The sequence below is a fragment of the Atlanticothrix silvestris CENA357 genome (assembly GCF_016056295.1).
Classification (GTDB): domain Bacteria; phylum Cyanobacteriota; class Cyanobacteriia; order Cyanobacteriales; family Nostocaceae; genus Atlanticothrix; species Atlanticothrix silvestris.
This window is the reverse complement of record NZ_JAECZB010000005.1, coordinates 61770-74901: the sequence shown is the minus strand read 5'-3', so window position 1 is coordinate 74901 and position 13132 is coordinate 61770. Positions and strand designations below refer to the sequence as shown.

At 39.9% G+C, this 13132-nt stretch carries 9 protein-coding genes; 8 read left to right on the top strand and 1 reads right to left on the bottom strand.

What is annotated here, in order from left to right:
- Window positions 1–93 precede the first annotated feature (93 nt).
- The 5 genes from I8751_RS04180 to I8751_RS04160 all read left to right on the top strand — a co-directional run bounded on the left by I8751_RS04180 (window position 94) and on the right by I8751_RS04160 (window position 5257).
- Entirely contained in the window at window positions 94–891 is a 798-nt protein-coding gene (locus I8751_RS04180; RefSeq protein ID WP_214437898.1) for a TIGR00297 family protein, read from the top strand.
- Window positions 892–1234: 343 nt separating this feature from the next.
- A complete protein-coding gene (locus I8751_RS04175) occupies window positions 1235–1993 on the top strand; it encodes a peptidylprolyl isomerase (RefSeq protein ID WP_214437897.1) in 759 nt (252 codons plus the stop codon).
- On the top strand, window positions 1942–4629 hold the full coding sequence (locus tag I8751_RS04170) for a type I secretion system permease/ATPase (protein WP_214437896.1): 2688 nt from the start codon (window positions 1942–1944) through the stop codon (window positions 4627–4629). The genes I8751_RS04175 and I8751_RS04170 overlap by 52 nt, the downstream gene beginning before the upstream one ends.
- Before the next feature lie 110 nt (window positions 4630–4739).
- Window positions 4740–4961, top strand: coding sequence for an addiction module protein (locus I8751_RS04165; RefSeq protein ID WP_214437895.1), 222 nt, complete (start codon window positions 4740–4742; stop codon window positions 4959–4961).
- Window positions 4958–5257 carry a type II toxin-antitoxin system RelE/ParE family toxin gene (locus I8751_RS04160; protein WP_214437894.1) on the top strand — a complete coding sequence of 100 codons (300 nt, stop codon included), beginning with the start codon at window positions 4958–4960 and terminating at the stop codon, window positions 5255–5257. The genes I8751_RS04165 and I8751_RS04160 overlap by 4 nt, the downstream gene beginning before the upstream one ends.
- Before the next feature lie 55 nt (window positions 5258–5312).
- Here the strand turns inward: I8751_RS04160 and I8751_RS04155 are convergent, their stop codons facing one another.
- Entirely contained in the window at window positions 5313–6089 is a 777-nt protein-coding gene (locus I8751_RS04155) for a class I SAM-dependent methyltransferase (protein ID WP_214437893.1), read from the bottom strand.
- Between the two features lie 235 nt (window positions 6090–6324).
- Here I8751_RS04155 and I8751_RS04150 point away from each other — a divergent pair, with 235 nt between their 5' ends.
- The 3 genes from I8751_RS04150 to I8751_RS04140 all read left to right on the top strand — a co-directional run bounded on the left by I8751_RS04150 (window position 6325) and on the right by I8751_RS04140 (window position 13129).
- Window positions 6325–7212 carry a LysR family transcriptional regulator gene (locus tag I8751_RS04150; RefSeq protein ID WP_214437892.1) on the top strand — a complete coding sequence of 296 codons (888 nt, stop codon included), beginning with the start codon at window positions 6325–6327 and terminating at the stop codon, window positions 7210–7212.
- 638 nt (window positions 7213–7850) lie between these two features.
- Window positions 7851–11237: a CARDB domain-containing protein gene (locus I8751_RS04145; RefSeq protein WP_214437891.1), complete on the top strand. Its 3387-nt coding sequence runs from the start codon at window positions 7851–7853 to the stop codon at window positions 11235–11237.
- Between the two features lie 425 nt (window positions 11238–11662).
- Window positions 11663–13129, top strand: coding sequence for a S8 family peptidase (locus I8751_RS04140; protein WP_214437890.1), 1467 nt, complete (start codon window positions 11663–11665; stop codon window positions 13127–13129).
- Window positions 13130–13132: the final 3 nt, after the last annotated feature.

Sequence of the window (13132 nt, the reverse complement as noted above, 5' to 3'; positions counted from 1 at the left end):
AAGGCTGCACTGCCTCCCCCATGCCCTATGCCCGATTTCCAAAATTGGTTATTCTGTTGATATTCTGGCAAAACTACTCGTGATTCATTGCTGATGTTATCTTTAATTGACTCTGCGAATCCTTGGTTAGTCGGAGCAGGATTAAACGCAATTTTATTGGGTTTAGTTTGGATTGCTCCTAAAAAACTGCTGACCCCAGCAGGATTATTCCACGCCTGGTTACTGGGCGTATTAATTTGGGCAACTTTGGGTTGGCAGGGATATTTAGTAGTTGTGTTCTATTTTCTGGTTGGTTCTGGGGTGACACGCATTGGTATGGCACAAAAGGAAGCAGAAGGAATAGCTGAAAAGCGTTCTGGAGCAAGAGGCCCAGAAAATGTCTGGGGTTCGGCTTTGACTGGGGCGCTGTGTGCTTTAGGAATAGGGATGATCAATTTTGGATTTCTGGCTTCTAGTCCCCAATCCCTAGTCTCTAGTCTCCAATTACTGCTATTGCTGGGCTATGTAGCAAGTTTTAGTACCAAACTTTCTGATACTTGTGCCAGCGAAGTGGGTAAAGCCTACGGTAAAAGTACCTTTTTGATTACCACATTACAACCAGTACCTCGTGGTACAGAAGGGGCGGTTAGCTTAGAAGGAACTTTAGCGGGTGTGGTAGCCTCAATTGCGATCGCTTTAGTTGGTTGGGGTGTTGGTTTGATTAACTTATTGGGAATAGGCTGGTGTGTATTAGCAGCGTTTATTGCTACCAATTTAGAAAGCGTAATTGGGGCAACATTGCAGTCTAAATATGCTTGGCTGACCAATGAAGTTGTAAATATTTTGAATACATTAATTGGGGCGATCGCAGCTATGCTACTTGCTTGGATATGGACAAGTACTTTTGCTTAATTATTCTCTTGATTGCTCTGTTAATTTCAAAGTACTTCTATTCCACCAGATTTCTGGTGTATAGAACTAGTATTTGATTGCATGAAAAAACTCAGTAAAATTTTATTTCTTGTTCTCTCTTCCCTGTTCCCTGTTCCCTATCTCCACGAGTGGTTCAGTAATCAAATCGGATTCCTATAGTTGCCATGCTGCTATGTAAGAGATAAACTTAGCGATTGATCCTTACCTAAAAATGTCAATGCCAATACTAAATTATTTTATGTTAACAATTCTTCGTAACTGAAAGTTGAACGAGTGTATTTTACAGTTTATAAAATTTTAGCTGTTTTTATTGGCTTAATTCATGGAATCTTTATCATTTTTGACCGTTGACGACCAACCACTTTCTATTGACAAAGCAGTAAAATATCTGCAAGCTTCTGGAAAGTTAGCTCAATTCATTGGTGACATTCTCCGCCAGCACGTTATTGAGCAAGAAATCCAAATACGAGACGATATTGAAATCAGTCCCGCTTTAACAGAACAAACAATTATTGATTTCCGCCTCAAAAATCAACTGACAGACCCCCAAATTTTTCAAGAATGGTTAAAGAATAATGGTACAGATTACGCAACTTTTCACTCATCAGTTACTTTTGGTTTTAAATTAGAAAAACTCAAAAATTTGGTAACAGAAACAAAACTCCCCGAATATTTCATTGAACGTAAGATTTTTCTAGATCGGGTAATACTCTCTCGAATTGTTGTTAACAATCGAGAACTCAGTGAAGAACTACAAACTCAAATCGAAGAAGGAGGTAGCTTTGAACAACTAGCCAAAGAGTATTCGCTATCGGATGACCGGATGGTGAACGGCATGATGGGGCCAATCAGCCGGGGAACAATGCCCGATAAATTGAGAGCTGCTGTTGATATAGCAAATCCAGGGCAATTGGTAGGGCCAATTGAACTTGAAGGAAGTTATGGTTTGTTTCGAGTAGAACAATTTCTGCCAGCATCTTTAGAAGATACTCAACTCAAGCAAGCATTACAAAATGAATTATTTGAAAAATGGCTAGCAGAGAAAATCCAAAAATTGACGGTCAAACTACAAGTGAGCTAAAACCTCTGGATAATGAATCTCTACAAGTAAATGTGCTAGCTTCTATACCTTGGAACCAACCACCTTTATGTTGGCTGACTCCTGCCCAACAAACTCGATTACAAACTCAGTTTCAAACCCGTCAGTATCGACTTGGTGAAAAAATTTGGTCAACCGCAGCAGGTGGTTGCCAATTTTTCATTGTGACTGGGAAAGTCCGCTTGCGGAGAGAAGTTCAAAAATTTGAAGAACAAGATGTTGGTAAACCTTTAGCAGCTTTACAGGCGGGAGATTGGTTTGGTGAGTTACAAAAGCTTGCTGTAGAATACAAAGCTGTAGCTGCCAGTAAAGAAGTAGTAGTAGTGTGTTGGGATACAGCACTATGGGCAGAATTTTCCACACCACAAATTGAAGAGTTCTGGCTAGGGTTAGGAGAAGGTAAGAGGACAAAGGAAGAGGAGAACAAGGAGACAAAGAAAGAAATTTTTCCTCCGTCCCCCCCTCTTGCTGTTGCCCCTTCTCCTGTAACATCACGTTATCCTTTTGTATCTGGCTGGAATACAGGTGCTGCTTGTTTAACAATGGTGGCGCAACAGCTCGATAATGCTGTGAAACTCGAATGGGTGCAACGTCAACTCAAGGGACAACGCCCTAAAAATCTTGTAGAAGCAGCTGAAAAACTAGGATTGGTATTACAGCGGTTACAAGTGAGTTGGAGTGATTTGCGGCAGTTATCATTTCCAGCCTTACTACAGTGGAAATCAGACTCCCTCTCTACTCCTTCTTGGGTAGTAGCCTATGGAGTTCAAGGCGCTAATTTAATTATTGCTAATCCTCTCAATCCTGATCATATTTGTGAAAGCCTGCCACAATCGGTAGTTGAAAGTTCCTGGGATGGGCAACTTTGGCAAGTAGAACTGATATCTCAGCAAGAAAAGTTTAACCTCAGTTGGTTTACCCCAGCAGTTTGGAAGTTCCGGGGATTGCTAAGTGAAGTATTGCTAGCATCTTTTACCTTGCAGCTTTTGGGGTTAACTACACCACTAATTACGCAAGTCGTCATTGACAAAGTGATGGTGCAGGAGAGTTTACCAACTCTCGATGTCATGGCGATCGCTTTATTATTGGTAGCCTTATTTGAGTCTATACTCGGCATTCTACGACTATTTATTTTCACCCATACAGCGCGTCGCTTAGATTTGAGCTTATCGGCACAACTATTTCGTCATCTAATGCGCCTGCCTTTGGCTTATTTTGAGTCGCGGCGTGTTGGTGACACAGTAGCTAGAGTTCAAGAACTAGAACAAATTCGCCAGTTTCTCACAGGTACTGCATTAACTGTAATTTTAGATAGCATCTTTGCTGTGGTGTACTTAGCATTGATGTTTTACTATAATATACAGCTAACATTTGTGGCTTTGGCAGTGTTGCCCTTATTTGCCGCTTTGACGATAGTTGCTACACCCATTTTGCGTAACTGGCTCAACGAAACTTTTAACCGTAGTGCTGATAGTCAATCGTTTCTCGTAGAGACAGTCACAGGAATCCACTCAGTTAAAGCTCATGCAGCAGAACCAGTAGCACGCGATCGCTGGGAAGGTTTATTTGCTCGTTTCATCCGTACTGGTTTCAAAGCCTCAACCACTTCTAACATTAGCAGTAACATTGGTGACTTTCTCACCAATTTTTCTTCTTTGCTGATTCTGTGGTTTGGTGCCAAGTTGGTAATTGAACAAAAGCTGACTATCGGTCAGTTGGTAGCTTTTCAAATGTTGTCTGGAAGAGTTACAGGGCCTCTTTTGCGTTTAGTACAGTTGTGGCAAAATCTCCAACAAGTCCTGCTTTCTGTAGACCGGATTGGAGACATTCTTAACGTTGCTCCCGAAGCTGAACCCGGAACTGGTCTAGTTTTACCTCCTCTCAAAGGTCAAGTCACCTTTGAGCAAGTCTTTTTTCGCTATCAACCAAATGTTGAACCTGTCTTGAAAGGGATCTCATTCAATGTAGAACCAGGGCAGTTTGTGGGCATTGTCGGACGTAGTGGTTCTGGTAAAAGTACCCTTTCTAAACTCCTGCAACGTCTCTATCAAATTGAATCAGGACGTATCCTCATTGATGGGTTTGATATTAAAAGTGCCGATTTAGCTTCACTGCGACAACAAACTAGTGTAGTTCTCCAAGAAGACTTTTTATTCAACGGTTCCATCTTAGAAAATATCACTCTTGGTAATCCTGACATTAGTGCAGAGCAAGTAGTAGAAGCTGCTAGGCTAGCTGTAGCCCATGACTTCATCAGTCAATTACCTTACGGTTATGAAAGTAACGTTGGTGAACGGGGAACAGCTTTATCTGGCGGACAAAGACAACGCATTGCTTTAGCACGGTTATTTCTTTCCCAAGCGCCAATTTTAGTTTTGGATGAAGCTACCAGTGCTTTAGATAGTGAAACTGAGCAGCAGGTACTACAAAACCTGCAAAAAATTTCCGCTGGACGTACTGTCTTTCTGATTGCTCACCGCTTTGCACCCCTTAAACGTGCTGATTTGATTTTAGTTTTAGAGCAAGGTATCATCGCCGAACGTGGTACTCACTCACAGTTGTTACAACAAAAGGGTTTGTACTGGTCACTATATCAACGGCAACAAGCAAATATTTAGTTGTTAAATACTTGCAGACAAGCTTAAGGACACTTTTTGGCGAATGGAGTAATGCTCCCTTCGCCTTCGTTAAAATATAAACGATGGTGAATAATAGCAGATGAATAACTATGCATCCCATATTAAAGGTTGATATTTCAGAATTAAGTGTAGCCGAGCGAATACAACTTGCAGAAGATTTATGGGATAGCATTCTAACTGATACTAATGCAGTGACTCTGAGCGAGGAGCAAAAACAAGAACTGGATAGACGTTTAGAAACACATCGTCAAAACCCAAAACAGGGTTCAACTTGGGAAGAGGTTAAGCAGAGACTGGGTTTTTCTGAATGATTTATCAGTTAATTATTAGCCCAGAAGCAGAGCTTGATATCCAAAATGGTTTTGAATGGTACGAGCAACGTAGTTCTGGATTAGGTTCGGAATTTGTACGCGCTGTCGATAACAGTTTGGCATTAATCGGACGTAACCCCTTAGCTTATCCTGTAGTATATCGACAAGTACGACGAGTTTTGATACGTCGGTTTCCTTATGGAGTGATGTATCTTTTAGAAGAAGATGTAATTAGTATCATCGCCTGCTTTCACGTTAAACGTGACCCAAAACAATGGCAAGATAGAAACATTTGAAAATTTATCCCACGCCTTCACTATGGGGTGGTACGTGGGAATTTTGTTGTTTTAGCTAAAGTTTGATCGCAACAATACAAATTCTTCGATAGTCTGCTGTCCAATTACCTTGTTGATAAAGTATTGGCTTAAGATGCTCCTCTACAGTACGAATTATTTGTATTTGTTGGTCAGTAGACAGCGCTATAAAGAAAGCATCGGCAAACATTTTAATCCAATTCGTCATACCTGCTTCTCCCTCTGATAAAAGAGTGGGACGATCATACAAGGCAGCATAAGTAACATCAAAACCTTGCTGCTCTAGTAAAGTGGCATACTCACCAATACTAGGAAAATACCAAGGATTCAATGCTTGTGCAGAAATATTTTTCGCCTCTAAAGCACTGTCCAAAGCTTGAGCGATCGCCTGAATATTTCCTTTACCACCAAATTCGGCAACAAAACGCCCTCCAGGTTTTAACGCCTGATAGATAGAGGCGATCGCCTCGTCTGCTTCTTTAATCCAATGCAGGACAGCATTAGAAAATACAGCATCCACTGGCTGATTTATTCTAAAATTACTCGCATCACCAATATCAAAAGATAGATGGGGATAGTTTTGTCTTGCCTTTTCGATCATTGAGGGCGCATGATCAATTCCCGTAACCTCAGATCCTACCTGGGCAATTTTTGCTGTCAGTTGTCCAGTTCCACAGCCGAGATCCAAAATGGTTTCTCCAGGTTTGGGGTCGAGTAATTTTAGTAAATCTTGGCCATATTCCCAAACAAAAGCGTGTTTATTCTCATAAAGATCTGTATCCCAATTATTTGGGAGTAATGAAAGATTATTCATAAGTTGTGAAAGTACAAAGTATTGGTTTGCTAGTCTTCAACTAATACCAATTTGTAATTCGTAATGACGCTCCTGCGTCGCTAACGCTGCGCTAACGTAATTCGTAATTAAAAAATTTAGGTATAGGTTTGTTAGATGATGACCACTTAGTAATTACAATAAAAAATATTTTTAGTTATGTCCAATATATATTTCCACCTTGATTAATCTTTAAAAGATATGAGTTAAAAAATAGATGGAACTACGACACTTGCGTTACTTTGTCACCTTGGCAGAAGAATTGCACTTTGGACGGGCGGCGGAACGATTGCATATTGCTCAACCTCCGCTAAGTCAACAAATCCGCCAATTAGAGGCAGAGTTAGGCTTTGAACTGTTTCACCGCACAAAACGTAGTGTGCAATTAACAGAAGCAGGGCTAGTTTTTCTAGGCGAAGTGCAGCAAATTCTCAAGCAGTTACAGCAAGCAATCCAAGTTGGGCAACAAACTAGCCGCGGTGAACTCGGACAGTTAGTGGTCGGCTTTGTGAGTTCTGCGGCGTATAATATTTTGCCAATAGTTTTGCGAACCTTTCGGACTTGCGTCCCCAGTGTAAGGCTAGAGTTGCATGAACTGACTACAGATCAACAATTAGAGTGGTTACGGACAGGTCGCATAGATGTCGGATTTCTGCGTTTACCTGTGGAAGAAAATACATTTAGCTGGGAAACCATTTTTCAAGAGTCGTTAATGGTAGCCCTACCTGAAGGACATTTGCTAGCGAATCAATCTGATATTTGTTTGCAACAGCTTATTAAGGAACCCTTCATTTTGTTTCCCAGAATATTAGCACCTGGGCTTTACGACTTAATCATTAGCCTCTGCCAACAAGCAGGCTTTAATCCTACTGTAACTCAAGAAGCCATCCAGATGCAAACAATTATTAGCCTAGTGGCTGCTGAGATGGGTGTTGCGATCATACCGACATCTTTACAAAACATGCAAAGAATTGGCGTAGTTTATAAAAATATCCAACAAGCCAGCCCAAAAGTTCCACTGGCGATGATTTGGCGTAGTAACGAAAAATCTGCAACGGTGCAAGGATTTTTAGAGATAATTAGACAAGCTTCTAAACAGTGGTAATCAAATGATGGTGATCTAGAAGTACGAGAAATTCATTAAACCACAAAGTTTTGTCAAAGAGCGATCGCTAACTTAGCTTTAGCCTAGGTTTTTAACAAATAATTACAAAAAAGGGGTTAAAACTTGACAGAGTACGTATATACTGAGCATCTCAGCAGTTTAAACATAAACGACTTCACCGATTAGATCTCAAAACAATTCAAATTCTCACTGGCAAAATCACGCTTCATCGTAGTTAATTTCAATTTCATACATGATTTAAGAAAATACTATTTAATTACGAATTGGTATCAGACTTGTACTGGAGAAGATTTTCAAGACTTTCGATAAAAAGCCAGTTTCCATGCAGTAGGTCGATAGTACCCCCAAGGGTACTATCAATATAAATTTGTGATCCTGATAATAAGATAGTCAAATTCCACAAATTTGTATCTAAATAATTAAAATTTAAAAAAGTATATTTCATACTTTGTTTGACATGGTAATATTACTACCAATTTACATGATCTTATAGAGCAATCGACTAATAAAACCGATCTTGCCGACTATAAAATTTTCAAATTAAAACCTTTAAAAATGAAGGTTTTAGTATTTATTTGCATGTGAATTTACTTGAATATATAAAGTAGGAAATACCCATGCTTTATTCCAATAATCGAAACATTGCTTCTAAAATAGATGAAAAAAATATTACTTTAAATCTAAGTAAAAATTCTGGACTTGTTATTGATTACGAAAATGACTCTAGCTTGAGTCTGAGTAGCGGTAATACATCCACATCAATCAATCGTAGTAGTTCTAATCTTGAAAAAATATATGCGAAAACAGAAAATACGGATACAAGTAAATCTATTTCCCAAAGTAATTTAAGCAACAATATTACGACTCAAGCACTCCAACCAGATTTGATAGTACGCAATACCTCAAACCCCAGTTCTGGGGTTGCTGGAGGTACGATTCAAGTCAGCTATGAGATTGAGAACCAAGGCTATGGCAATGCTGGTTATAGCTTCACTAAATTTTATTTATCTAAGGATCTTACTCTAGGAAGCGACGATCCCTTATTAGGCTCTGATTACGTCGGTAGCATTCCATCAGGTTACTACAGCCCGGAGTCAATCACACTCACCATCAGCAGTAGCATCGCCACAGGTACTTATTATCTGGTATATCAAACCGATGGCTATAGCTATGTTGCCGAAAGCAATGAAAACAACAACGCTGTTGCTGGAACTATTAAGATTACTAAACCAGACTTGATAGTACAAAATGCTGTGGCTCCTACTTCGGCATCCGTAGGTAGTACTATCCAACTAAGCTATCAGATCAAAAATCAAGGTGCTGGCAGTGCTGGTTCTAGCTCAACATATTTTTATCTGTCAAAGGATAAAACCCTCAGCAGCAATGATGTGTACGTAGGCTCTGACTATATCAATGGTATTGCTGCGGGTGTTTCTCGCGCAGAGACAGCCTCACTCAACATTGGCAGTAGCATTGCCGCAGGCAGCTATTACCTGCTGTACCAAGCTGATGGCTATAACAACGTAGCTGAAAGTAGTGAAGGCAATAACGTTGTTGCCAGAGCCATCACTATTAAAAAAGCAGATTTGATAGTACAAAATGCTGTGGCTCCAAGTTCGGCATCTGTGGGTAGTACTATCCAACTGAGCTATCAGATCAAAAACCAAGGCAGTGGCAGTGCTGGTTCTAGCTCTACATATTTCTATTTGTCAAAGGATAATGTTCTCAGCAGCACTGATATATACTTAGGCTCTGACTATATCAATAGTATTGCTGCGGGTGTTTCTCGTGCAGAGACAGCCTCACTCAACATTGGCAGTAGTATTGCCGCAGGCAGCTATTACCTGCTGTACCAAGCTGATGGCTATAAGGATGTAGCTGAAAGCAGTGAAGGCAATAACGTTATTGCCAGAGCTATTACTATTACAGCAACTGGTAAACCAGACTTAGTTATACAAAATGCTTCTGCTCCCACAAAGGTAGGCATCGGTACTACAATCCAACTTAGCTATCAGGTCAAAAACCAAGGTAATAGCAATGCGGATTATAGTTCTACATATTTTTATATTTCCAAAGATAAAAACGTTAGTAATGATGATGTCTACTTAGGTTCTGACTACGTTAGTAGCCTTGCAGTCTCCGGTGTAAGTTCAGAATCTACATCCTTTTACTTTTACAGTAAAATTGCCGGGGGTAGTTACTATCTGCTGTATAAAGCCGATGGTTCTAATTTGGTGAGCGAAAGCAATGAAAATAACAACATCCTTGCCAAAGCAATTACGATTACAGCACCAGACTTAGTAATACCAGATGCTTCTGCTCCCACTAAGGCTGCTATTGGTACCACAATTAAAATTAGCTATCAGCTTAAAAACCAAGGCAATGCGAATGCTGGTGCTAGCGACACATATTTTTATCTTTCTCGTGATCAAACCTTCGGTAATGATGATATTTCAATAGGTTATGACTCTGAAAATAGCGTTGCAGTTGCAGCCTCTGCTGTAATTTCACAGTCTACAACTTGGACTATTGACAAGACAATTGCTTCAGGTAAGTACTATCTGTTGCTGAAAGCTGATGCTTATGGAGATGTTACCGAAGGCAATGAAACTAACAACTCAGTTTATATAACAGAATCGATTACTCTCACTCCTATTAATGGTGGCGGGTTTAACTCAACCACAGGTTATGGCTTAATTAATGCCGCAGCAGCGGTGGCTAAAGCTATTGGTAAGTCTACCTTTGCTGATGTTCTTAACTTGGGTGGTGAAAATTGGGGAGCCGATTTGATTAAAGCACCAGAAGTATGGGCCAAGGGGTATACAGGTCAAGGTATTGTGGTTGCTGTGGTGGATAGCGGTGTTGATCGCAACCATCCAGACTTGAAAGCTAATATTTGGAAGAACAGTAAAGAAATTGCTAGCAACGGCAAAGATGATGATGGCAACGGATACATTGATGATGTCTATGGTTGGAACTTCGTCAACAAAAACAACAATACCCTGGATTTAGTCAATGGTCATGGTACTCACGTTGCTGGAACGATCGCAGGAGTGAAAAATAGCTTTGGTGTCACTGGTATTGCTCATAATGCCAAAATTATGCCAGTGAAAGTTTTTGATGATGATGGTAAGACCATTAATAATGCCATACCTAATGGCATTCGTTATGCGGTAGACAATGGAGCTGATGTAATTAATCTCAGCCTAAGTAGTTCTGAAAGTTATAGTGAACTAAAGTCAGCCATTCAGTATGCTGCCAGCAAAGGAGTGATTACCGTCTCCGCAGCAAGCAATGAGGGTGAGTTAGCACCACGCTATCCAGCTCGCTATGCTAACCAGTGGGGACTTGCAGTAGGAGCAATTTCTTACAATAAAGTATTAACCGACTTCTCCAACCGTGCTGGAACAACTCCACTGACATACATCACAGCTCCAGGAGACGATATCTACTCGACATATCCTAGTAATAACTATGAATATATGCCAGGCACTTCTATGGCAGCTCCTCATGTTGCTGGTGTAGTTGCACTGATACTTAGTGCTAAGAAAGGCCTAACGCCTGCCAAAGTGCGTCAGATTATCATGGCAACATCAGGAAATGGTGTGAAACCATCCAGTTCCACTTCTAGTTTGAGTGCTAGTTCAACCAGTAGTAGCAAGATAGCAACATCAAGCTTGAGTGTCAGTTCTACAAATGCGAGAAATCCCATACTATCTAGCTTAATTTCTAATAATTCAACTGAGAGCAAAGTTGCGATTCCTAATTTGAGTTCAAGTTCTAATCAGCAAAACGAGATCACAATTTCTAGAAACCATGACAAATTCGTAGATACATTTTTCTGGCGGCAATTCGTGAAATCCTATCAAAGTACAGATAGCAGTCCAAACAATCTTGCTATTGATGCAGATGATATTAAAGTTAAACCGCAAGCTAAGAAACACAAACAATTACTTGAAGATTATCATGATTGGTTGCGTAATCTAGGGGGAGAAATAGCTTAAAGAATGTTTTGTTAGGCAATTTAGCAGTCAAATATTAAAATATAATATTTGACTGCTTTTCTTGTTGTGTATTAGTGTATTATACCAATTCTCTATGAAGATGCATAGAATCTTAAACGAACCGCCAAGTACGCCAAGAGCGCCAAGAATAGAGAGTTACTCATTTAGTGCAGCTTCACATTAAATTGGTATTAGTGCTTAGATTTATATATATAAAAAAGCAATTTTAATAAAAAAGTAAAAATATTTATTTGATAACAATCATAATTTTACTTATAGTTTTTGTAAAAAAAGTAGCATTTTACTATTCGATTTCATAGTAATTATTGTCAATGGGAGCAATTCACCCTTTAGAACCTATACAAAAAGGTTTTAACAGTTAATACTGCCAAAAAATAATTAATATTTTTGAGGATAAAAGACCTATGCCCATTAATGATACTAGTAGCAAATTACTTGCTCATAACGGGCTAAATTTTATTTCTACTTCCTTGGTAGATACTTTTCGTATCCAGGATGACCATAGCTTGAGCCTCAATGCTCGCAGTAGCTTTTACTCCCAGAATGATGTTACTGCTACTGCTACAAGCACTGGAAACTATAACTCCACCACAGGCTATGGTTTGATCAATGCAGGGGCGGCGGTGGCTAAATCTGCTGGTCAGAATACTTTTGCCGATGTTCCTAACCTGGGTGATAATAATTGGGGAGCAGACTTAGTGAATGCCCCAGAAGCTTGGGCAAATGGATATACAGGTGAAGGCGTTGTTGTTGCGGTTATAGATACTGGGGTTGACTACAACCACGAAGATTTAAAAAATAATATCTGGACTAATACTAAAGAAATTGCTGGCAACGGTATCGATGATGATGGTAATGGCTATGTTGATGATGTTTACGGTTGGAATTTTGACAACAACAGCAACAACACTATAGATGACAACGGTCATGGCACTCATGTTTCTGGTACGATCGCTGGGGAAAATAATGGCTACGGTGTAACTGGTATTGCTTATAATTCCAAAATTATGCCGATTAAAGCTTTAAATGAATCTGGTTCAGGTTCTTATAGTGCGATCGCTAATGGCATTTATTATGCTGTAGACAATGGCGCTAATGTAATTAACCTGAGTCTAGGTGGCAGTTATTCCAGCCGTACCCTCAAGTCAGCGGTCGAATATGCTAGCAGCAAAGGAGTAACTGTTGTAATGGCAGCAGGCAATGACGCTGACTCATCACCAGACTACCCTGCTAGGTATGCCAACCAGTCAGGAATTGCTGTTGGTGCAGTAGATAAAAATAATAAAATTGCTGATTTCTCTAACCGCGCTGGCAATAATCAACTCGCCTATGTTACAGCTCCAGGCGTTAAGGTTTATTCTTCATTACCAGGTAATCAATATGGTGCGTATAGCGGTACATCTATGGCAACTCCCCATGTTGCTGGTGTAGTTGCCTTGATGCTGAGTGCTAACCGCAGTCTAACTGATGCCCAAGTGCGTCAGATCATCACAGACACAGCAGGAAATAGTACACAGGCGGCGACCTCTAGCTTTAACGCCAGTTCTCTGGTTAATCAGGCGATCGCAGAGATGGCAGGCAATAATTCATCAACTAGCACTTTTAGTTTTAATACCAGTTCTCTGAGCGATCGCAGTACTGAAAGTTCTAAATTTAATCCTATCTCTACCCCAGAAAACAAGGATGCATCGGTTAATGCAGAAATTCACTCGCAATTTCGATATTACGATAGCAATCTAAGCATTAACAATAGTATAAGTGAAGACAACAATCAGGATAATCAAAACAACAATAATACTGATTTTGGCAAAATGCTGAATCAACTCCAAAGACGGCTAGATGAGTATCGGAGGTTTCTTGGTAGTTTATGAAAA

Bases quoted from the DNA above. Each gene is read 5' to 3' on its own strand.
- I8751_RS04180 (WP_214437898.1), top strand. From the start codon at position 94: ATGTTATCTTTAATTGACTCTGCGAATCCTTGGTTAGTCGGAGCAGGA.
- I8751_RS04175 (WP_214437897.1), top strand. From the start codon at position 1,235: ATGGAATCTTTATCATTTTTGACCGTTGACGACCAACCACTTTCTATT.
- I8751_RS04170 (WP_214437896.1), top strand. From the start codon at position 1,942: ATGGCTAGCAGAGAAAATCCAAAAATTGACGGTCAAACTACAAGTGAG.
- I8751_RS04165 (WP_214437895.1), top strand. From the start codon at position 4,740: ATGCATCCCATATTAAAGGTTGATATTTCAGAATTAAGTGTAGCCGAG.
- I8751_RS04160 (WP_214437894.1), top strand. From the start codon at position 4,958: ATGATTTATCAGTTAATTATTAGCCCAGAAGCAGAGCTTGATATCCAA.
- I8751_RS04155 (WP_214437893.1), bottom strand. From the start codon at position 6,089: ATGAATAATCTTTCATTACTCCCAAATAATTGGGATACAGATCTTTAT.
- I8751_RS04150 (WP_214437892.1), top strand. From the start codon at position 6,325: ATGGAACTACGACACTTGCGTTACTTTGTCACCTTGGCAGAAGAATTG.
- I8751_RS04145 (WP_214437891.1), top strand. From the start codon at position 7,851: ATGCTTTATTCCAATAATCGAAACATTGCTTCTAAAATAGATGAAAAA.
- I8751_RS04140 (WP_214437890.1), top strand. From the start codon at position 11,663: ATGCCCATTAATGATACTAGTAGCAAATTACTTGCTCATAACGGGCTA.